Annotated in this window: 16 protein-coding genes and 1 pseudogene; 7 read left to right on the plus strand and 10 right to left on the minus strand. The window is 55.2% G+C overall.

Annotation, left to right across the window (positions count from 1 at the left end; all coding sequences use genetic code 11):
- The first annotated feature begins 377 nt into the window (after window positions 1-377).
- A complete protein-coding gene (locus ASN_RS18095) occupies window positions 378-698 on the plus strand; it encodes a hypothetical protein (protein ID WP_058989473.1) in 321 nt (106 codons plus the stop codon).
- A gap of 50 nt (window positions 699-748) precedes the next feature.
- Window positions 749-4,360 carry a MobF family relaxase gene (gene mobF / locus ASN_RS18100; protein ID WP_231948541.1) on the plus strand — a complete coding sequence of 1,204 codons (3,612 nt, stop codon included), beginning with the start codon at window positions 749-751 and terminating at the stop codon, window positions 4,358-4,360.
- Window positions 4,361-4,546: 186 nt separating this feature from the next.
- On the opposite strand, the pseudogene ASN_RS18105 reads toward mobF, so the two are convergent.
- Window positions 4,547-4,990: pseudogene (locus ASN_RS18105) on the minus strand (IS5 family transposase); the annotation flags it as partial.
- 177 nt (window positions 4,991-5,167) lie between these two features.
- Between ASN_RS18105 and ASN_RS18110 the strand changes: the two are divergent.
- From ASN_RS18110 to ASN_RS18125, 4 genes are read left to right on the plus strand one after another with little or no spacing between them, the layout of a single operon-like run.
- A complete protein-coding gene (locus ASN_RS18110; protein ID WP_058989475.1) occupies window positions 5,168-6,262 on the plus strand; it encodes a Fic family protein in 1,095 nt (364 codons plus the stop codon).
- A 39-nt stretch (window positions 6,263-6,301) separates the two neighbouring features.
- The gene (locus ASN_RS18115) at window positions 6,302-9,010 is read left to right on the plus strand and encodes a class I SAM-dependent DNA methyltransferase (RefSeq protein ID WP_058989476.1); all 2,709 of its coding nucleotides are present in this window, start codon (window positions 6,302-6,304) and stop codon (window positions 9,008-9,010) included.
- A gap of 3 nt (window positions 9,011-9,013) precedes the next feature.
- Entirely contained in the window at window positions 9,014-11,080 is a 2,067-nt protein-coding gene (locus ASN_RS18120; protein WP_058989477.1) for a hypothetical protein, read from the plus strand.
- Window positions 11,073-12,260, plus strand: coding sequence for a GIY-YIG nuclease family protein (locus ASN_RS18125; RefSeq protein WP_058989478.1), 1,188 nt, complete (start codon window positions 11,073-11,075; stop codon window positions 12,258-12,260). The genes ASN_RS18120 and ASN_RS18125 overlap by 8 nt, the downstream gene beginning before the upstream one ends.
- Before the next feature lie 112 nt (window positions 12,261-12,372).
- Here ASN_RS18125 and ASN_RS18130 read toward each other — a convergent pair whose 3' ends face one another.
- A complete protein-coding gene (locus ASN_RS18130) occupies window positions 12,373-13,086 on the minus strand; it encodes a hypothetical protein (RefSeq protein WP_058989479.1) in 714 nt (237 codons plus the stop codon).
- A gap of 353 nt (window positions 13,087-13,439) precedes the next feature.
- Between ASN_RS18130 and ASN_RS20370 the strand changes: the two genes are divergently transcribed.
- A complete protein-coding gene (locus ASN_RS20370) occupies window positions 13,440-14,255 on the plus strand; it encodes a hypothetical protein (RefSeq protein ID WP_231948542.1) in 816 nt (271 codons plus the stop codon).
- Window positions 14,256-14,425: 170 nt separating this feature from the next.
- On the opposite strand, the gene ASN_RS18140 is transcribed toward ASN_RS20370, so the two are convergent.
- From ASN_RS18140 to ASN_RS18175, 8 genes are all read right to left on the minus strand, one after another.
- Window positions 14,426-15,481, minus strand: coding sequence for an ArsO family NAD(P)H-dependent flavin-containing monooxygenase (locus tag ASN_RS18140; RefSeq protein ID WP_058989480.1), 1,056 nt, complete (start codon window positions 15,479-15,481; stop codon window positions 14,426-14,428).
- 8 nt (window positions 15,482-15,489) lie between these two features.
- Window positions 15,490-16,188 carry an arsenical resistance protein ArsH gene (gene arsH, locus ASN_RS18145; RefSeq protein WP_058989481.1) on the minus strand — a complete coding sequence of 233 codons (699 nt, stop codon included), beginning with the start codon at window positions 16,186-16,188 and terminating at the stop codon, window positions 15,490-15,492.
- 21 nt (window positions 16,189-16,209) lie between these two features.
- Entirely contained in the window at window positions 16,210-17,505 is a 1,296-nt protein-coding gene (locus ASN_RS18150) for an arsenic transporter (RefSeq protein ID WP_058989482.1), read from the minus strand.
- Window positions 17,505-17,927 (minus strand): arsenate reductase (glutaredoxin), encoded by a 423-nt coding sequence (arsC, locus tag ASN_RS18155; RefSeq protein ID WP_058989483.1) that lies wholly within the window; start codon window positions 17,925-17,927, stop codon window positions 17,505-17,507. Before arsC ends, ASN_RS18150 begins: the two co-directional genes overlap by 1 nt.
- Window positions 17,924-18,277: an ArsR/SmtB family transcription factor gene (locus ASN_RS18160; RefSeq protein WP_058989484.1), complete on the minus strand. Its 354-nt coding sequence runs from the start codon at window positions 18,275-18,277 to the stop codon at window positions 17,924-17,926. Before ASN_RS18160 ends, arsC begins: the two co-directional genes overlap by 4 nt.
- A 180-nt stretch (window positions 18,278-18,457) precedes the next feature.
- Window positions 18,458-19,036: a GIY-YIG nuclease family protein gene (locus ASN_RS18165; RefSeq protein WP_075624471.1), complete on the minus strand. Its 579-nt coding sequence runs from the start codon at window positions 19,034-19,036 to the stop codon at window positions 18,458-18,460.
- Window positions 19,037-19,049: 13 nt separating this feature from the next.
- Window positions 19,050-19,256 (minus strand): hypothetical protein, encoded by a 207-nt coding sequence (locus ASN_RS18170; RefSeq protein WP_058989485.1) that lies wholly within the window; start codon window positions 19,254-19,256, stop codon window positions 19,050-19,052.
- A gap of 20 nt (window positions 19,257-19,276) precedes the next feature.
- Window positions 19,277-21,097 (minus strand): type IV secretory system conjugative DNA transfer family protein, encoded by a 1,821-nt coding sequence (locus ASN_RS18175; RefSeq protein WP_007284439.1) that lies wholly within the window; start codon window positions 21,095-21,097, stop codon window positions 19,277-19,279.
- Window position 21,098: the final 1 nt, after the last annotated feature.

Here is a 21,098-nt window from a genome sequence, read left to right on the forward strand (position 1 = left end):
TTCAGTGCGAGGACGTTTGCTCGGAACTCCACGGATCGTCTGTCTGTTGGCGTTTTTCATGGCTTGAGAAAAATTGCATTTTTCTTCTCGTCCGTCACCTTCTTTTTTTATTCCGTAGCCTCTAGCGTGCCCTCTAACGTATCCTCTGATGTGTCCTCTTTCGTGTCCTGATACGTGGCCTCTTTCGTATCCTCTATCGTATCCTTCCATGAGAGGTAGGAGGGTGAGGGGGGAGTGGCGTTTTTCCTACAGACCAAGTCATGCTAGACGCATGGGGTGAAAAGGTGCGAAAAGAGGGCACTGATTCCGGCGCATCGCCTTCCGATTCATTGCTCACGTTTTCGTGATAATGCCGGGAATAAGGAGCCCGAACCCTCATGGCGAAAGATACCGACGGGGCCTATCTCGCCCATGTTTCCGATACGCTGGAAGAGCTCGGTAAGCAGCTCTCGGCCATTCAGACCGTCCTCGGGATGATGCTCGACACGCTTCAGGCGCAGACCGAAATGCTGACCGAAGTGCTGGCAGCCGCCAGAGACGAGCCGGGGGATTCTCCGGTCGCGCAGGCCCTCACCAACCTGACCGCCGCCGTGGGCGAGAATACCCAGGCCGTCAACACAATGGCCGAAAGCATGAATGATATGGCGTCTCTTCTTGTCGCTTCCGGTCACGAAGCGTCCGATACCCCGGCACCCTGATGCTGACCTATCGGACAGGCGCGGCCGGGGCCACGTCCGCCGCCAAGGCCATGAGCGAGCACCTGCTTCAGCAGACCCTTCCGCCCGAGATGGCCGTGATGGCGGAGTACTACGCGCAGGGTGTAAGACCCCCGACCCCGGCCGAGGCCGCTGCCACCCGCTATGCCGGCACCACGAGCGGGATGGATGACTTGGCCGACACGCTGGCAATGGAAATCGACCGCCTGCGAGAAGCCACGTCCGATTCGGACGACGTGCTGGCAGTCCGCGCAGCCGGAACCTTCGTGGCGGCCAATCTGATCGACCGGGCCAAAGCCGAGGAATTGTTGCAGCAACGCGCCGTGCCCTTCATTGCCGACGCACTTGATAGCGAGATCCGCAACGCCAGCGCCGCCCGCGACTACAGCAGTGCGACAGCCGTCCCACGCCGGGACATGAATCCCGAATTGGCCGCACGACTTGGGATCGACCCCACGAAGGGCCTGACACCGGCCGAAGTCGCTCACCTTCTGAACGGGCAACGAGCAGACGGACAGGATATTCCGGGGAAGACGAAAAGATCGGCCACGGAAGCAATCGGCAAAATCTTCGAGATGGATGAAAGCCGATTGCCCACGAGATCCGAACTGGAAGCCGTTCTGGCGGGCAAGACGGTTTCTGGCGGCGATATACCTGCCAAGAAAGCTGAACGGGCTGTACGGCGTTTTACGGCCGTCCTTGGTGCCGATGCGGCCAGCCTGACCAATGACCAACGCGAAAACATCCTGTCCGGGCGTATGGCCGACGGGCAGGAGTTGAGTGTGTCCGAATATCACGAGCGCATGGACACCAGTCGCGCCCGGATCGGGTATGTGGATTTCACCTTTTCCGCCCCCAAATCGGTTTCCGTTGCATGGGCATTCGCCCCGACAGAAGCCGAGCGCGGAATCATCCTTCAGGCACATCACGACGCGATCGCCTCAACCATGCAGGAAGTGGAAAAGGTGATCGGACGTGCGCGGAAAGGCGACGCCGGAAAAGATGGCTGGGACCCCGCATCCATCGGCTGGGTGTCCTTCGATCATTATACGGCACGGCCGACCGTTGAGGTCATCCGGACAGACGACCAGGGCGAGGTCTTTACCGAGCTGCATACGCTCCGTCAGGGAGGGGACCGGGTGCCAGGCGATATGCAGCTCCACACGCATACTGCCATTCTGAACGCGGCACTGACCGACGAGGGCCGCATGGGCGGCCTGTGGCTCGATCAGCTTAACGGCAAGGTCAAGGAGTGGGGCGCCGTCTATCAGGCCCACCTAGCGACGAACCTGCGCAAGCAGGGGGTCGATATGGTGCTGGACGAGCGGACGGAAATGGGCAGGGTTGCAGCCATTCCCGAGAGTGTCTGTGAACAGTTCAGTCGCCGCACGCTTTCAGGAACGGCCGCCGCGCGCGCCTATGCGGCAGGGCAGGGCCTTGATTGGGATACCCTCGATGCCAAGCGCAAAATCGGCCTTATCAAGCAGGGGGTGCAAGATCCGCGCGGCGCGAAGTCGGACGATCTTACCGACATGGCCTCATGGCAGCGCACGGCCGCAGAGATCGGATACAAGCACCGGAGCATTCTCCGGCCCGATGAAATCGCACCCGAGCGCGATCGGGCCGAGCGCCTGGAACACGCTTATGAAGCTGCACAGCATGTCTTTGACAAGCAGCTTCAGCAGCGCGCATCTCTTGACGGTTCTGATGCCCGGATCGCCGCCGCCAAAGGATTGATCGCAGCGGGGATCGACACAGCAGCCGACATCAACGCCGTGACCGCAGCCATGCGCAATCGCGGCGTCCGCCAGCACGGACGGCAAACCTCCCTGATTTGGGGAGAAGTCAAAGACCCGGAAGGCAGAGAGCGGGTCGGAATCACGACCGCCCTTCACGAAAGCGAAGAGCGCGACCTGATCCGCATGACGCGCGAGGCCGCGAAGGATCGAAGCGGCGCGCTCACGGACAAGCAGATTGACCAGGCCGTCAAGGCCCATCCCGAACTCAGTTTCGAGAGCGCGCACGGGCAGGCCCAACGCACGATGATGGAGGATCTAGGGAAGGGCGGTCAGGTCGTCGTGGGGATCGGCGTTGCAGGTTCAGGAAAAACCACACTCCTGAAGCCGCTCGTAACCGCGTGGAAGCAGCAGGGCCGGGACGTTCACGGCATCGCCTTGGCCTGGCGACAGTCCGACGATCTGTCTGCTACGGGTATGGAAGTCGCCAAGACCCGCGCTCTGGAATCCTTCCTGCGCCGGATCGACAACGGCAAGCTCAAACTCACCAAGAAATCCGTCGTCGTCGTTGACGAACTCAGCCTCCTGGGCACACGCCAGCTCAATGACATCCTCAGGAAGCGAGAGGACATCGGCTTCAAGCTGGTGATGATCGGCGACCCGAAACAGATGCAGTCCGTTGAGGCGGGCGCGGTTATCGAATTACTGCAACGAGGGCTGGGCAAGGAAAACACAGCCCTCTTGGGGACATCCACGCGCCAGATTCAGCAGGAAGAGCGCGAAACCACCCTTATGTTTCGCAACGGGCAAACCGAGGAAGCCGTCAAGCGGAAGGCGGAAAATGGAACCCTGCGTGTTGCACCGGGAGGCTACGAGGAAGCCATCAAGGCCGTGGTCGATCTCTGGCAGCAACGCCGTACGGAGAATGCCGATCGCGACAAATACACCCTTTCGATCTCCACCCCGACGAATGCTGACGCCCACAACATCAGCCGCGCGATCCGTGATCGCCGGCGTGAGCTTGGGGAAATCAGCGCGGATCTGATTACCCTCAAGGCACAGGCTACCGGAGAAAATACCTCCTATGACCTGTCCCTGGCACGCGGCGACAAGGTTCGCCTGTTCCAGCGGACAAATGCCCGCTTCCTCGATACCAATTCAGGCGGGAATCTCGGCCGCAACGGCACTGTGGTTGAAGTCCGTGATATACGCGAAGAGGGGCTGGTTCTGCGAGGGGCCAATGGTCGGGATGGACTGGTGAAATGGGACTCCCTCAAGGATAAGGAAACCGGTCGGTTTCTACTATCCTATGGGGACGCGATGACCACCAATACCAGCCAGGGTGTCACCGTCACCGAGCATATTTTTGCCATTCCAGCCGGGTCACGGAATGTCACGGCGTTCGGTGCTTACACTTCGTCCAGCCGACACCGGGAGCAGACCTTTATCGTCACATCGGATGGCGCTGAACGGAGCGAGATTGCCGGCCGACGGCCTCTGGGGGATCAGCGTACAATTACCGCAACCGATGTCCTGAAAAATATCATCCGGAACTTCGAGCGCCAGCCCGAAAAAGAGACAGCACACGCCCTTCTGGAACGAGCGGAAAATATCCGGCGTGGCACCGTACGCGCTATGCAGCAGACAAAACAGGGTCTGGAAGCACGGGAAGGAAAGGGCAAGCAACGTGCTACTCTGGCAGGCCGCTTCTCAACCCGCCGGCATGAGCAGAAGGCAGCCGAGGGCCTTAAAAACACGGCTGAAGTCATGAAGGACCGAAAAGGTATGATGGATCGGTTGCGTGAGATGACCGAAGCCTTGAAAGCGAAGGTCAGAACCATTCTCTCGCGCAAAACCGAAGCCAAAGCGCAGGAAAAACAAAAGAAGCGGCGCACTTTACATCTATAAGATAGGATTGTATCTGATAATTATGATTTACATAATTTTTTCTTTATACATATCATAAAATATCCACATACAATACATAACTATTTCAATAATATTATATTATATTTCGAGTCACTCTGTCATATTTTCTATATCATTTGTTTCATTTTTAGAAAATTTGCCAAATCTAAGAGCCCTTTTGGAAATTCACGGATGAGCGTTTCGGCGTAGCATGAGGCTTCCCATGGCGATGTGGATCATGGCCTCTGCGACGTCGATCCGCTGTTCGTAGTCCTTCACAAGGCGACGCCAGCGGATCATCCAACCGAAGGTCCGTTCCACAACCCACCGACGCGGCAGGATTTCAAACCCTTTTGCTGTCTCTGACCGCCGGATGATCTCGACTGTGAAGTCGAGAAAAGTGGCCTTATCCATCAACTGGAGGCGGTCATAGGCTCCATCGGCAAACAGGTGCTTCACCCAAGGCCAGCGTTTGCGAATGACATCAAGGATCATCTGTCCTCCTGCACTGTCCGAAATATCGGCTGTTGTCAGCTGAACCAGGAGAAGGCGGCCATCCGTATCAACTGCGATGTGACGTTTCCGACCGACGATCTTCTTGCCTGCGTCATAACCACGTGTCTTGCGGTGCCCTTTTTCCAGGCCGCTGAGATATTGTTGACTGAAGCCTGAGCGGTCAGATTTTTCTCGGGCCTAAAAGGGCTGGGTGGATCCAGAAGACCGTCATATGTCAAAGAAACCGGATTTCTTTGACGGATCATTCTGACGTGTTAGAAAAAACGGATATCGCTACCACGTCAGGATGTCATGTTAACGCCAACCTACCTTATTCGGCCTTTGCCGCCTCAGACGGAGATAGAAACGGTTCCGGTTCTCAGGGCGCTGGTCGAGGCCAATAAAGCCCTGGCTGAACTGAAGGGGCGGGCGGCAACCATTCCCAATCAGGGGATCCTGATTGATACGCTGGCTTTGCAGGAAGCCAAGGCGTCTTCAGAAATCGAGAATATCGTCACCACCCAGGATGAGCTTTTCCAGGCCGATCTGTTTCCCGAGGGGCCGGACTCAGTGGCGGCCAAGGAAGTCGCCCTGTATCGCGATGCCCTACATCTGGGGTTTCGGCAGCTGAAGGAAACCGACGGGCTGATCCTGAACAAGGCGCTGATCGCGATTTTCCAGAGTCTCAAGAAGCGGAGTGATGGGTTTCGTAAAGGATCTGGAACAACGTTGATAAATGAAGGTACAGGGAAAGTTATCTTTGTACCACCGCAAGACGGGCAGGAAATCGTCCGGCATATGTCGGATCTGGAGCGGTTCGTGAATGATGACGGGCTCTGTGATCTGGATCCGCTCATCAAGATGGCCCTGATCCACCATCAGTTTGAGAGCATCCATCCTTTCCCCGATGGGAATGGCCGTGTCGGGCGGATCCTGAACGTGTTGTATCTGACCCGGACCGGTCTTCTGGATATCCCGATCCTCTACCTGTCGCGCTACATCACACGGCACAAGGATGAATATTATCGTCTGTTGCAGAAGGTGCGAGATGAAGGCGCATGGGAAGCGTGGATCCTCTACATGCTGCGTGCCGTGGCTGAGACATCCAGGATCACCCTGGAGCTGATTGAAGGGATGCGGGCGCAGATGGCCACCATGAAGCAGCGGATGCGCACGGAACTGCCCAAGATTTACAGCCAGGAGCTGCTGAACAACCTGTTCCGGCACCCTTACACGAAAATCGAGTATGTCCAGTCGGACCTGAGTATCGCGCGTCAGACGGCAGGGAAATATCTCGACCAGCTCTCAGAGAAAGGCTTGCTGTCCAAGCACCGCTCAGGACGGAGCAATTATTATATCAACGCACCTCTGGTCCGCCTCTTCCTGGAGGTGTCCGGTGGCGCATGAAGTGTATGATCTGTTTTTCGAACGTATGGAATTTTACGCATGAATCCCGTTGAGATTGAAGAAGCTGTCTCCCGGATTGCCGAGGCACCTTTTAATCCCGGGGAATTTCCTTTCGAGTTCCTGCAAGCGTTCGGAAACCGCGATGTCACGATCAAGCGGCTTCGCAAGGATAACCGCTCGGACGTTTCTGGAGCAGTGCTCCAGCGCAACAACATCCATCTGGCTGTCTGTTCAGAAGGCCAGGTTGCCCAGACCCTGAATCTGCTCAGGGAAAGCCCCAAGACCCAGTCGGCCAAGGCACGGTTTCTGTTGGCCACGGATGGGGTGACGTTTGAGGCGGAAGATCGCACGGAAGATGAGCACATTACAGATGTGTTCACGCATCTGGCTGATCGGTTCGGGTTTTTCCTGCCCCTGGCGGGCATTACGACCGTTCAGAAGATCAAGAACAACCCGATCGACGTTAAGGCTACGTCACGCCTGAACCGTCTTTATGTCGAACTTCTGAAGGAAAACCCCGACTGGGCAACGGAAGAACGCCGCCACGACATGAACCATTTCATGGCGCGCCTGATCTTCTGCTTTTTTGCCGAGGATACCGGGATCTTCCTGAACAATCTGTTCACCAGAACCATCCAGACCATGACGGAAGGGGCCACGGATCAGACGCATGAGGTCATGGCTGAGCTGTTCAGGACGATGGATCTGGATACGCGCAATGACGACCGTGAAAAAGGCGGGGTCAAATCCTGGGCCAGGGATTTCCCGTATGTGAACGGGAACCTGTTTTCCGGGGCAACGGACTGCCCGAAATTCAATAAACTGGCCCGCACCTATCTTCTGCGTGCTGGTGAGCTGAACTGGGCGCAGATTAATCCCGATATCTTCGGGTCCATGATCCAGGCCGTTGCGGATGAAGGGGAGCGCGGTGCGCTGGGGATGCACTACACCAGCGTGCCCAACATCCGCAAAGTGCTCAATCCGCTATTTCTGGATGGCCTGCGTGAGGAACTGGAAAAGGCAGGTCACAACACCCAGAAGCTGCATGCCCTCAAGGCGCGTCTGTCTGGCATTCGGGTATTTGATCCGGCCTGTGGATCGGGCAATTTTCTCGTGATTGCCTATAAGGACATGCGGGACATTCAGAGCGAGATTGATGACCGGTTGAAGATCGAGAGGGCGGAACGGAAATCCGTCATCCCTCTGGCCAATTTCTATGGGATTGAGATCCGTGATTTTGCGGTGGAAATCGCGCGATTGTCGCTTCTGATCGCAGAATTCCAGAGTGACGAAATCCATATCGACCAGAAACAGGCCCGCCTGAATGTGCTGCCCCTGAAAGATACAGGGCATATCATCTGCGGGAATGCCCTGGAGAAGGACTGGTTTGACGTCTGCCCGCCTCAGAAGGGGTCTGAAACCTATATCTGTGGCAATCCCCCGTATAAGGGCAGCACCTGGCAGTCAGCTGAGCAGAAGGCGGATCTGGAGCAGATTTTCGGGCAGCGTACGAAATCCTGGAAGTCCCTAGATTATGTTGCGGGCTGGTTCATGAAGGCTGCGGATTATGGCCAGAAAACAGGGTCTTCCAGCGCATTTGTGAGCACGAATTCCATCTGTCAGGGGCAGCAGGTTCCCATTCTCTGGCCGCTGATTTTTGGGCTGAACTATGAGATCAGTTTTGCCCATACGTCGTTCAAGTGGGCCAATCTGGCGGCACATAATGCGGGTGTGACTGTCGCTATCATTGGTATTGCTCCTGTTTCAGAGTGCTCCAAAATTCTCTTCTCAAACGGAGCAGATGGGAAAACGATCAGGCAGGAAGCTGGGCATATCAATGCTTATCTGGTGTCCGGTGCTGATGTCGTTGTTGAGAAGAGCAGCAAGCCGATTTCGCAAATTTCTCTGATGGATTTCGGTAATAAACCAGTTGATGGTGGGCATTTACTGCTCTCATGGGATGAGGTGGAGCACCTTAGACTCACAGGAGAGCAAAAAGAGAAATTCATTAAGCCTGTTTATGGGTCTTCGGAATATATTCGTGGGAATATGAGATTCTGTATTTGGGTGCCTGATGATCTGAGAGATGAGGCTTTTCAAATTCCAGTTTTGAAAGAGCGTTTTGAAAAAGTAGCTGCCATGCGTGCGAGCAGCACGAAGGCTGCGACAAGGGATGGAGCTAAATATCCCTATAAATTTGATGAAGTTCGGCAGATAGGGAATGAAAAATTTATAATTGTTCCTCGTGTTTCATCTGAAAATAGATCTTTCTTACCAGTTGGTTATATTGGTTCTAGATCTATTGTTACAGATAGAAATTTTGCTTTGTACGATGCCCCTCTCTGGAATATGGCCCTGATTGCCTCTCGGCTTCATTGGGTGTGGATTGGTACAGTTTGTGTCCGTATGCGTACGGATTTTTCATACTCTAATACTTTGGGTTGGAACACCTTTCCTGTTCCGACTTTAACCGAGAAGAACCGTGCCGATCTGACGCGCTGTGCCGAGGACATTCTTCTGGCGCGTGAGGCGCATTTCCCGGCCACGATTGCCGATCTGTATGATCCTGACAAAATGCCAGACAATCTGCGGGCCGCTCATGATCGCAATGACGAAGTGCTGGAGCGGATCTATATCGGTCGGCGCTTCCGCAATGATACGGAGCGTCTGGAAAAGCTGTTCGACCTCTACAGCAAGATGATCGCCAGAAAAGGCGGCAAGACGAAAAAGAAGAAGGACGCTGCCTGAGCCATGACGATCAATCCGGTTATTCCCGCTGTTTCCCTGCGTACCGGCCAGACAGGGCAGTCTGCCAGAACCAATGAGCTGGGCATGCGGCCCATGCAGGAAGCGGTCTATGAGAAACGGGGCGAGCAGTATCTTCTCATCAAGTCACCGCCCGCTTCTGGTAAATCCCGTGCCCTGATGTTTGTTGCCCTCGACAAGCTGGCACATCAGGGCGTGAAAAAAGCCCTGATCGTTGTGCCGGAACGCTCGATCGGGGGCAGCTTCATGAGCGAACCGTTGAGCAAGTTTGGCTTCTGGGCCGACTGGATCGTCCAGCCGAAATGGAATCTGTGCAACGCGCCAGGGTCCGATGAAGGACAGGTCGCGCGCTCCAAGGTCAAAGCTGTTGGCGAGTTTCTGAAGAGTGAAGATCAGACTTTGGTTTGCACCCACGCGACGTTCCGGTTCGCTGCGGAAGAACTAGGTATTGCTGCCTTCGATGGGTGTCTGGTGGCGGTGGATGAATTCCACCATGTCAGCGCAGACCCGAAAAACAGGCTGGGATATTATCTCAACCAGCTGATTGCCCGTGGGGAGACGCATATCATCGCCATGACCGGCTCCTATTTCCGTGGGGATGCCGTTGCTGTGCTGTCCCCTGAAGATGAAGGGAAATTCGAGACAGTCACCTACACCTACTATCAGCAGTTGAACGGGTACCAGTATCTGAAAGAGCTGGATCTGGGATATTATTTCTATACAGGCTCCTATCTGGATGCGATTGACCGGGTGCTGGACGGTAAGCGCAAAACGATCGTGCATATTCCCAATGTCAATTCACGCGAAAGCACGACCCAGAAGCACAAGGAAGTCGAGCATATCCTGTCCGTCCTGGGAGACTGGGAAGGAGAGGACGAGGAAACGGGCTTTCATCTGGTGCGTCGTACTACCGACGGCCGGGTGCTGCGTATTGCCGATCTGGTGGAAGATGAGCCTGTGCGGCGCAACAAGGTTGTCGCTGCCCTGAAGGATCCGGCGCAGAAGAACAACCGCGATCATGTGGACATCATCATTGCACTGGGGATGGCCAAGGAAGGGTTTGACTGGATCTGGTGTGAGCAGGCGCTGACGGTCGGATACCGTTCCAGCCTGACGGAGATCATTCAGATCATTGGCCGCGCCACCCGTGATGCGCCTGGTAAGACACGGGCCGAATTCATCAATCTGATTGCTGAACCGGATGCATCCCAGGAAAAAGTGACGGATGCGGTCAATGACATGCTCAAGGCCATTGCCGCCAGCTTGCTTATGGAACAGGTGCTGACGCCACGTTTCGAGTTCACGCCGAAGACCGCAGAAAGTGCGCCTCTGGATGGCTATGACTATGGGGAAGAAGGCTACAAGCCAAACGGCACGAATGTTGGCTTCAATGCGCAGACCGGCCAGTTCCATATGGAGATCAAGGGGCTCGTTTCTCCCAAAAGCCCTGAAGCGCAGCGGATCTGCCGGGAGGATCTGAACGAAGTTGTGGCGTCCTTTGTGCAGGACAAGCCTTCCCTGGAGCATGGTTTGTTCGATGAGGAAACAGCCCCCCAAGAACTGACACAGGTCAGGCTGGGGAAAATCATTCGGGATCGGTATCCCGAGCTTTCGGATGAGGATCAGGAGGCTGTGCGCCAGCATGCCGTGGCGGCATTCAATCTGACCCAGAAGGGGCAGAAGGCAGCGGGGGGCGAGGAGAAGATTGGTGGCAATACAGCCCTGATTGAGGGGATGCGGAAGATTGCCATGAATGTCCGGGATCTGGATATCGACCTGATTGATGCGATCAATCCGTTTGAGGAAGCCTATAAGATCCTGGCCAGGAGCATGAATGCAGAGACCCTCAAACAGGTTCAGGAGGTCATTGCCGGTCGTCATATTGCTCTGACGATTGAAGAGGCAAGGGATCTGGCAAAGCGTGCCCTTCTGTTCAAAAAGGAAAGGGGACGCCTTCCGGAGCTGACATCTCCCGATGCGTGGGAACGGAAGATGGCCGAAGGGGTGGCGGTTCTGGCGCGTAAGACGGCAGAGGAACGGGCGAATGGCTGACCTGAGCGATGAAGAGCTTCTGGCCGAACTTGGTGTCTCGCTTGAGGCTAAAAAGAAGGCTGCGCTGACAGCCGAGGAAGAGCGGATTATTGCCGGGTTTGAGGATATCTGTCGTTTCTATGAGGAACACGGGCATGCGCCTGCGCATGGAGAAGACAGGGATATCTTTGAGCGGCTTTATGCCGTGCGTCTGGATCGGATACGGGCTTTGGAAAAATGCCGGTCATTGCTGGCACAGCGTGATCCGCATGGGCTTCTGGGTGTTTCCGGGACGGACGATGAGAGTCCTGATCCCGATACGCTGGACGATGATGCGCTTCTGGCTGAACTGGGCATTGAGGCCGAGCCAGCGGCTGACTCCATCACTGTCCTGAAGCATGTGAAATCACGCGCAGAAGTGCGGGCAGCGGAAGAAATTGCCAGCCGCGAACCCTGCAAGGATTTTGAAACCTTCCGGCCTTTGTTTGCACAGGTGCAGGAGGATCTGAAATCCGGCGTGCGGGAAACACGTCCTTTTGGGCAGGAAGCCGGTATTCGGCAGGGAGAATTCTTTATCCTGAAAGGGCAGATGGTTTACGTCGCGCATGTCGGGAAAGAGTTCGAGACAGAGTACGGTCGCAGAGACAGCCGTCTGCGGGTTATCTATGACAACGGAACCGAGAGTGATGTCCTTCTGAGGTCGCTCCAGCGGGCGCTCTATAAGGATGAGGCTGGTCGCCGGATTACAGATCCGACAGTCGGGCCTTTGTTTGGCACAACCGTTGAACCGGATGATCTGGAAAGCGGCACGATCTATGTGCTGAGAAGTCTGTCAGATAACCCGTATATCGCGCAGCATCGTAACCTGATCCACAAGATCGGGGTGACGGGAGGCGATGTGAAAAAGCGGATTGCCAACGCCAGGCATGATGCAACCTATCTTCTGGCTGATGTGGAAGTCGTGGCGACCTACAAGCTCTTCAACATCAATCGCACGAAGCTGGAGAAGATCTTTCATAGGGTTCTGGCTCCAGCACAGATTGATCTGATGATTCAGGATCGGTTTGGGCATCCCGTGCAGCCGAAAGAGTGGTTTCTGGCTCCGCTGGATATTGTGTCTCAAATGGTGGATAAAATATCAGATGGAAGTATTGAAGGTTTTATTTATGATCCAAAGACGGCTGGTTTGGTGAAAGTATAATGGTATATGATGTCGGCTTACGCCTCATTTCTGCCGTTCTGGAGACCATGACATAATTCCCAAAGGGGACACTACTTCGAGCAGGGAACTGTACGCCATCAACCGATTTGGTTTATGAAGACTTTTTTATTTCTAGGAAAGCACGTGCATCTTGGTAATTTTTTTCCAAATCTGACGCCAATTGATAGAAATCAGAAGCAGTTCCGTGATGTTTATAGTTCTTACATACCCATTGCAATTGGGTTTCGTCTCGTAATTCGATGATTGCGTCAGTGTCTAAATAAGAACGCAAAATATTTTTGTAATATTCAGAATCTTTGTATTTACATGAATCGATAACATGGTGACATTTTAATATTGACGTTACGAATATAGAAATATTCTTGTCTTTTGTTGTATTGATAAATATTTTGTCTTGTTCAGTCTTGGCGTTTGATGCGGATGGAAATCCACCTGCACTGATAATATCTTGATACTCCGCCCACCTTCTTGTTGCGATAGTTTGTCTACTTAATGAATCATTGGCTTGTTGCCCCAAATATCCTAATATGTTTACCACATAGGAGCGCTCGGTCAACATAAGGCTATTTTCAGAAATTTCATTCGCTTTATGTGCTATACTTTCAGTGCTTTTAGCTGCATCTGATGCCTTAATTGCGGCATAGATTACGCCCAATAAAGTTAGAATTGCTACAATTGCTTGTAGCCAGTTTGCGCTATCGCCTCTAGGTGTAGTGTGATTCATGCAGATCACGAGAGGAATCGCAGAAAGCAAACAAAATCCGCCAATAACGCTCAGTATGATTTCTAACTTTTCAAACTTCACTGTATTTCCATTCAATAAAAATAAGTTTTGTCTATGTTTTTATTTACATTCGATATTTCGATAACATTACTACCCCAAAAATCACAGAACATATCGAATGTTACCGTAAATTTTCCCGATAACCAATGTCCGCCTAACACCTTTCGTCTCCCAAGCCGGACCTTCTATTCTCCTCCTAAACTGCCTGTCTGCTCAGTAATATGTAGCCAGACAGGCAGTTGTCGCCTACATTGGAGACGTTGATGTATATGGTGCTTTCTCTAAAAGCGGACATCTTGTAATTATATATTCCCCATATGAAGTAGTTTATAAATGTTAATGTCATATATTGTTGGAATAATAAGGAAAGAAAAATGATTAAAAAATCAATACCAACGGTAACATTCGACTCAAATACATTAAACTCAGTTTTATATCCAGAATTTTCACAAAGAGAAAATAAAGGTGAAGCTGAAATAGTTCGAAATTCTATAATTTCTGGTCAGTTGCGAGGTTTTTTTTGTGAAACCCTCGTAACACTTGAAGGAATCACGAAGCGGGATCGTCCGTCTACAATGGGAAGCGCACATATAAAGGTAAAAACCCATCAAACAAATGATAAAAATATTGGCATAAGGATTGGAATTGCATTTACCCGGTCTCCTATAAATATAAAACATATGAATAGAATTAATGATGCGCTTTCTTTGAACATACTTCCGTTGAGTACTGGAAAGGAAATGGGGAATTTCCATTTGGATCATGAAATTTACCCTTTATATATGCCTGAAGGTGGAATTACGGAATTAGTCCACTGCATGGACAAAGTGCATGAGTTATCTAGAAACTTAGGGTGTAAAGGTGTGGGTAAGGCTGCTGCAATTGAACTCGGCGTAAAACTCACTAAAAAATATGGGAGCGGTGAAGACGAGCTATTTCATAGTGGGTTAGGGCACGCTAAAACCAAGTCTGAAAGAGAAGACGTAGCCAAAGCAGTCGCAGAATGGGCAGATGGTGACAGCATCGCAGCGCACTATGGTTTTGGGATGGATCTATTTTGTAGCGAGGACTTTGGAAAAAGTTCCAAAAAGGCATCGGTGCTTGATGAAGATCACAGGCGCTGGCTAAAATCTAATTTCGATATCGACTTTGTGACGCTCATTGACCTTGCCCGAATGCTAACAGAATAGATTGAAGTGGTTTCATTATGTGACCGCTTTCCTAATTGGCGGTCGACAAGCAGACCGTCTCTTCTCCCCCCTGATCTGCCTGTCAGCTCAGTGACGCAGGAGCAGACAGACGGCAGTCGCCTCATCGCGGCCATGTATAAGCTTGCTCAAGGTTTCAATAAGCAGACATTCTATGTTGGCAACGCAAGCCACGCCGCCAGTTGCCGGACCATGGATCTGGCGACACGACCCGCCCCCAGCAGGGTAGCGCATGCAGGACCACACCAGGAGCCATAACCCAGCAGCCAGAGACGTGGCTCCCTGACGGCCTGCTGCCCGTTAACGCGGATCAGCCCGTCCGGCTCGATCACGTCGAGTGGCGCAAATGCGGAGAGCGCGGGTCGGAAGCCGGTACACCAGATGATCGCGTCGATGGCTTCTTCCCGCCCGTCGGGCCAGACGACGCCCGTTGCGGTCATACGTACAAACGGGCGCACCGCGTGGAGCACGCCTCGCTCCCTGGCGGCGCGCACAGGTGGTACCATGACGATATCGCCAAAACCGCTGGCAGGCATGGCCGACGGGCCGCCGAGAACGCGAGCGGTCGCCCGCTCGAACAGAACCCGTCCATCCACGTCATCGGGCAGGAAGACGGGGTCATGCAGCGTGACCCATGTTGCCTGGGCGACAAGCGACAGCTCCGCCAGGATCTGCGCCCCGGAATTGCCGCCTCCCACCACAAGCACACGCCGGCCGGCAAAGGGCGCGGCATTCAGGTAATGGCTGGAATGGAGTTGCGTCCCGCCAAAGAGGTCATGCCCCGCGACATCGGGAATGAAAGGGGCTGACCACGTACCGGTCGCCCCGATAACCGCACGGCTGAGGAAATCACCTGTGTTCGTCCGGACATTCAGGAGTTTTCCGTCCGCGCGCTCCACGCGATCGACCGTCACCGGACGGTGGATCGGCGGCGCATAACGCGCCTCGTACCGGCGCAGATAGTCCAGCACCTCGTCGCGGGTGGGGTAGCTGCCATCCGGCGTGTCGGGCATTGGCCAGCCGGGCAGTGAACTGTAGGACGCGGGCGAGAACAGATGCAGGGAGTCCCAGCCATGGACCCATGCACCGCCTGCCTGCGTCTCGTTGTCCAGAATGACGTAGGTCAGCCCGGTCCGGCGCAGGAAATACGAGGCGGCGAGCGCTGCCTGACCGCCGCCCACGATCACGACATCGAACTGTTCCGCCATTGCCCGGCTCACAGGCTTTCCGGGAGGCGGAATTCCGCCTTCCGTTCGCTGTAGCGGTCCACGAGGTAGTCGGCCCGGTCGCGTAAAAGCCATGTAAATTTCATCAGTTCCTCCATGACATCCACCATTCGGTCATAGAGGGGGGACGGTTTCATGCGGTCATCGTCACCGAACTGCGTATAGGCCATTGGCACGCTGGACTGGTTGGGGATGGTGAACATCCGCATCCACCGGCCCAGTACCCGCAGGGCGTTGACGGAATTGAAGCTCTGCGATCCGCCTGAAACCTGCATGACCGCCAGCGTGCGGCCCTGCGTCGGACGGATCGAGCCTTCGGTAAGGGGTAGCCAGTCGATCTGGTTCTTGAACACGGCGGTCATGTTGCCGTGCCGTTCGGGGCTGCACCAGACCTGGCCTTCCGACCAGATCGAGAGTTCCCGCAATTCCTGCACTTTCGGATGGGTCGCGGGCACGGAATCCGCTACCGGCAGGCCGGTCGGGTCGAACACTCTTGTCTCGGCCCCCATTGCTTTCAGGATGCGTTCCGCCTCAAGCACCAGCAACCGGCTGAAGGATCGGGGGCGCAAAGAGCCGTAGAGAAGAAGGATACACGGCGGATGGTCATCCCGTGAGTGTGGCTCAAGCCGCGCGAGGTCAATCCGTTCGAGATATTCAGGATGCAGGGCGGGCAGCTCAGATTCGGTCATAGATATCGGTCCCTTCGTGCATTACGGATGGCTGATCCGGGGCAGCCACAGAGCCAGCGCCGCGAGTGTTGCCAGCAGGACGGGCGGCGTAATCGCCAGTCCAACTTTCATATACTGCCCCCATGTGACCCGATGGTTCTTGGACGCCAGCACATGCAGCCAGAGCAGTGTCGCGAGACTGCCGATCGGCGTGAATTTCGGCCCGAGGTCACAGCCGATGATGTTGGCATAGATCATCAGGTCATGGGTCAGCGGGGTGAGGTCGTGTGCCTGCTCGATCGCCAGCGCCCCGACCAGCACGCTCGGCATGTTGTTCATGACCGAGGACAGCAGGGCCGCCAGAAAGCCGGTGCCAAGCGTGGCGGTGAACGGTCCCTGATGACCGAGCCAGACCAGTGCGGTCGCTAGGTAGTCGGTCAGCCCGGCGTTGCGCAGCCCATACACCACCAGATACATGCCCAGAGAGAAGATCACGATCTGCCACGGGGCGCCCCGCAGCACCTTGCGAATAGGGATCACCCGGCCATATCCGGCGACGAGCAACAGGATTCCGGCGGCCAGACAGGCGACGACACAGACCGGGATATGAAACGGCGCTGTCAGGAAATAGGCTGCCAGAACGAGCGCCAGCAGCGGAAATGCTACCCGGAATACATTGTGGTCACGAATGGCCGTCGCAGGTGCCGGCAGTTCGGCGACGGGATAGGTCGCAGGCACCTGCCGCCGGTACCACAGCCACAGGACGGCAAGCGTTGCACCAAGTGCTGCCAGATCGACAGGGACCATGATCGCGGCATAGCGATCGAACGCAATGCCAAAGAAATTGGCGCTGACGATGTTCACCAGGTTGGAGATGACAAGCGGCAGGCTGGTGGTATCCGCGACGAAGCCAGTGGCGATAATAAAGGCCAGCGCCGCAGCAGGGCTGAGGCGAAGCTGCGTGAGGATGGCGATGACGATGGGCGTCAGCAGCAGGGCCGCGCCGTCATTGGCGAACACAGCCGCAATGGCCGCTCCCAGCACCACGATCAGCGGGAACAGCGTCCGGCCTCGCCCTTTGCCCCAGCGCACGACGTGCAGGGCGGCCCAATGGAAGAATCCGGCCTCATCCAGCAACAGCGAGATGACGATCAGCGCGATAAAGGTAAAGGTTGCGTCCCAGACGATGTGCCAGACGACAGGAATGTCGTGCCAGTGGATCACGCCAGCCGCCAGGGCCACGGCGGCGCCTGCCATGGCACTCCAGCCGATACCCAGCCCCCGAGGCTGCCAGATGACAAAAACTAGCGTGGCAACGAAAATCAGAAGCGCCAGCATCAGACGATCCGCTTGCCGGATTCATCGACGATCTTCTCCCCGTCCTCTTTGACGAAAGCGCCTCTCTGCGGGTTGGGCAGGATGTCCAGAACCACCTCGGACGGACGGCAGAGTGCCGCACCCAGCGGGGTGACGACGATCGGCCGGTTCATCAGGATTGGGTGTGCGATCATGGCATCGATCAGCGCGTCATCGCTCAGGGCCGGATTATTGAGGCCGAGTTCGTGAAAGGGCGTGCCCTTTTCCCGCAGGACCGAGCGCACCGGAACGCCCATACGGGCAATCAGATCGACCAGTTCCTCACGACTGGGAGGCGTTTTCAGATACTCAATAATGCGAGGTTCCTCACCGCTGTTGCGGATCAGTGCCAGCACGTTGCGCGACGTGCCGCAGGCTGGGTTGTGATAGATCGTGATGGTCATGAGCAGGATTCCGGGGACGGACAGCAGGAGGACAGGGTCGCGATCAGGGGCGTACAGAGTTCGGGGCTGCCTGCACAGCAGTCCCTGACGAGGAAAAGCATCAGGTCGTGCAGGCGAGAAAGACAGGCGCGATAGACGATCAGCCGGCTATGGCGTTGCGAGGTCAGCAGGCCGGCGCGGGCTAGGGTGGCGAGGTGGGCCGAGATCGTGTTCTGCGGCATATCAAGATGGCGTGCGACGTCCCCGGCGGGCAGCCCGTCCGGCTCATGGCGCACAAGCAGGCGGAAGATATCCAGCCGCGTGGACTGTGACAGGGCGCTAAGTGCGGCAATGGCAGAGTTTGTATCCATATATCTGGCTTTTCAGATATATGGATACAAGTCAAGGTATCCTATCAAGCAAACGGAGATCATGACCGTCGATTTTCTCAATTTTGCTGCTCAGATCAGACACCTCGCTTATCTTCCTAAGCCGCCGATCAACAGCCCTACTGTTACTGTATGGCTTTTTTTGATCGCCCATCACTGTCTTTACCAAAGCATCATACTCAGCGATTCCAGCCATTCGAGCGAAGCCGCTATAGGCCACGGTAGCCAGTTCACATCCGGACGCACCGCCATAATGACAGCAAGAAGCATCATAGGAACCATGAGCGCATTAAACCCGGCCGCCCGACCAGTCGGCCGATAATGCCTTGCCAGTTTGCGTCGCCCTTTCCATCCTGATCGAAAGGGCTGACACCGACCTGGGCGAGCTGCCGCCAGCAGCAAAGATCGCGCGCGCACGCGAGAAGCAACAATGACCTCAAGGACCGACGTGACGTCCTGGACATTCGCCCGATAAAACTCGCGGGACCGGGCAAAAGCCACATGACCAAGCACCCGGTCTGCACGTCGCAGCCGCTTGGCAACCAGCATCCGATGCGCCTGCTTTTCGGCCGCTTGCGCATCAGGCACAGGTTTCTTCCACGCGACAACCAGCTCAAAGGGGCAATCCGCGCCGCCCAACTCGCGGCATCGTAACGTCGGATCTCTGGACGTGCGCCCGATCTTCACTACCCCAGGTAATGCCGGAATTTCGAGAACGTACAGCCAGCCCGCTTCAGGCATGTCAGCCTCCTAGTTACGGACTGCTTTTGGGCTTTGCACGTGGCTGGTTGCTCTCCGCCCGCTGTCCAGGGGTCTGTCCCTTTTCGCTTGTTTGCTTCCAGTAGCGATCAGCGACATTCTCACGCGATGCCGCTTTCTGCGCCTCGGCAATACCGGCCGTCTTCTGGCTTCCCTGCTGACGCGCCTTATCCCGACGCTTCTCATTGTTCGTTTCCGACATTGCTCATGTCCCCCTGACACTCAGGCCGAGATCTTATTGAACCGATTGGCCGCTATTTTTTCTCTGATTTCAGGCCGTCGAAAATAGATAGGCATCCCGCAACGCAACGGACGACCACCACGCACCACCACAAACGCTTCATCTACCCGGACATCGTTCAGCAGTTCTTCCCGTCGGATCAGCGGGCGGCTGATTTCGTGATAGCTCGTGTTCGCCCCGCGCGAACGGTTGCTCGCTTCCCAGCCTTTCCCCGACGTGCCGGTATTGCTGCCCACGGATGTCGCCATGACACCATACTGACCGAAGGTTTCTTCCAGCTCTTTCGCGGTATCGAGATCGGAGATCGCAACATATGTCCGATGTGCGGCCGCCTCGTACCATGCTCGCTTTCCCTCACGGCCCCATTGTTCTTCGAGTTGTCCGACCGACTGATAGAGCAATCTCAGGGTAATACCGTATTTGCGCCCGGCATCCCGTGCTGTTGCCATGATCCGCATAGGACCGAGACGTGCGACTTCGTCCAGAAGGAAGAGGACACGATTCCGAATATTGCCATCAGCTTCATAAACGGCATTCAGTAACGCCCCTATAATCGTGCGACCAATTTCGGGTGTGTTTTCCAAAGCCCGCAATGGCAACTGTACGAAAACATCCATCTTGCCATCGACCAGATCTGACGAGCGAAAACTGTCTCCGGACACCAGGTCCGCAAACGCAGGATTACTGAGCCAGGCTGTCTTGTCATCGGCATTGCCATACACCCCGGAAAACGTCTCATCGACCAGTCCCTTGAGCGCGCCGGCCGTCTGGCTCGCATAGGCGCACGGACTGCTCGCATGGATCGTGTTCAGCAGATTCCGCATTTCTTCTTGCGGCGTGCAGACCCCGCTTCTCAGCGTCCGCAAGGTCTTTTCCTCGGCTGGAAGGTCCGGATCAAACATCATGTGCGCCAATAAACACGTCACGAGATTGCGGCCCTGCCGGTCAAAAAACTCGTTATTGGCGTCTTTTTTGGCACCACTCTCCCGGCATATCCATGACACCACGTCCTGTATATTCGTGATTGCTTCGGGCGAACGAATGTCGATCCAGTCCAAGACATTAAAGCCAACATCTCCACCGAGCCGCAGCTCGTAGACCTGATGACCCAGCGTTTCGCGGAACGGTCGAAGCATCGGCCCCAATTCTGTACTCGGATCAAGCACCACGGCAGAGCCCGTCCATGTGGTCAGCGTGGTGACGGCCGACGTGGACTTGAACGATCCCGGTCCGGCAAAAACCAGACTGTGGGTCGATCCTGTCTCACAGGGATCTATGAGCAATGGCGCACGGCCGCCCTGTCCCCATGTTTTCGGCTCTTTAGGATGAAAGGGCACCCTTGCATGCCGGTCTTCGTCCACGCGATAGGCTTCGCCTACAACGACACCTCCATATTCAGCGGAAGGACGTGGAAAGAGCTGCCTGGCCTGCTTCATTGTCATCCAGTCCGCATAGCCATGATTCTCTGTCACGCCACGGATAGGCCGTTGCCTTCGACTGAATATGGACGGGCGCAGAGAAGGGCCGATTGCACCACGCCGGAAGATCACCGCCAGCATTACCAGCGCAACCACAACACCGCCTGCCCCCGCGCCGATCTTGAGCCATTGCACTACGATCGGATTATCCCGGCCATACAGAAAATAGAGCCACCATTGATAGAAAGGATGCTCGAACGAGCCCGATAAACCCGTTCCCTTCAGAAAAACAAAAGACGCGACAACGGTCCAAGACACAAATACCATCAGAATTCCGAGGATAATCCGGGCGATCAAGACGATCGACTTGTTTTCTGACGCCATC

It is taken from the genome of Acetobacter senegalensis, assembly GCF_001499615.1.
Lineage (GTDB): Bacteria > Pseudomonadota > Alphaproteobacteria > Acetobacterales > Acetobacteraceae > Acetobacter > Acetobacter senegalensis.

What these genes read in the sequence shown, in the direction of transcription:
- ASN_RS18095 (WP_058989473.1), top strand. Translation starts at nt 378, where the DNA reads ATGGCGAAAGATACCGACGGGGCCTATCTCGCCCATGTTTCCGATACG.
- mobF (WP_231948541.1), top strand. Translation starts at nt 749, where the DNA reads ATGAGCGAGCACCTGCTTCAGCAGACCCTTCCGCCCGAGATGGCCGTG.
- ASN_RS18110 (WP_058989475.1), top strand. Translation starts at nt 5,168, where the DNA reads ATGTTAACGCCAACCTACCTTATTCGGCCTTTGCCGCCTCAGACGGAG.
- ASN_RS18115 (WP_058989476.1), top strand. Translation starts at nt 6,302, where the DNA reads ATGAATCCCGTTGAGATTGAAGAAGCTGTCTCCCGGATTGCCGAGGCA.
- ASN_RS18120 (WP_058989477.1), top strand. Translation starts at nt 9,014, where the DNA reads ATGACGATCAATCCGGTTATTCCCGCTGTTTCCCTGCGTACCGGCCAG.
- ASN_RS18125 (WP_058989478.1), top strand. Translation starts at nt 11,073, where the DNA reads ATGGCTGACCTGAGCGATGAAGAGCTTCTGGCCGAACTTGGTGTCTCG.
- ASN_RS20370 (WP_231948542.1), top strand. Translation starts at nt 13,440, where the DNA reads ATGATTAAAAAATCAATACCAACGGTAACATTCGACTCAAATACATTA.
- ASN_RS18140 (WP_058989480.1), bottom strand. Translation starts at nt 15,481, where the DNA reads ATGGCGGAACAGTTCGATGTCGTGATCGTGGGCGGCGGTCAGGCAGCG.
- arsH (WP_058989481.1), bottom strand. Translation starts at nt 16,188, where the DNA reads ATGACCGAATCTGAGCTGCCCGCCCTGCATCCTGAATATCTCGAACGG.
- ASN_RS18150 (WP_058989482.1), bottom strand. Translation starts at nt 17,505, where the DNA reads ATGCTGGCGCTTCTGATTTTCGTTGCCACGCTAGTTTTTGTCATCTGG.
- arsC (WP_058989483.1), bottom strand. Translation starts at nt 17,927, where the DNA reads ATGACCATCACGATCTATCACAACCCAGCCTGCGGCACGTCGCGCAAC.
- ASN_RS18160 (WP_058989484.1), bottom strand. Translation starts at nt 18,277, where the DNA reads ATGGATACAAACTCTGCCATTGCCGCACTTAGCGCCCTGTCACAGTCC.
- ASN_RS18165 (WP_075624471.1), bottom strand. Translation starts at nt 19,036, where the DNA reads ATGCCTGAAGCGGGCTGGCTGTACGTTCTCGAAATTCCGGCATTACCT.
- ASN_RS18170 (WP_058989485.1), bottom strand. Translation starts at nt 19,256, where the DNA reads ATGTCGGAAACGAACAATGAGAAGCGTCGGGATAAGGCGCGTCAGCAG.
- ASN_RS18175 (WP_007284439.1), bottom strand. Translation starts at nt 21,097, where the DNA reads ATGGCGTCAGAAAACAAGTCGATCGTCTTGATCGCCCGGATTATCCTC.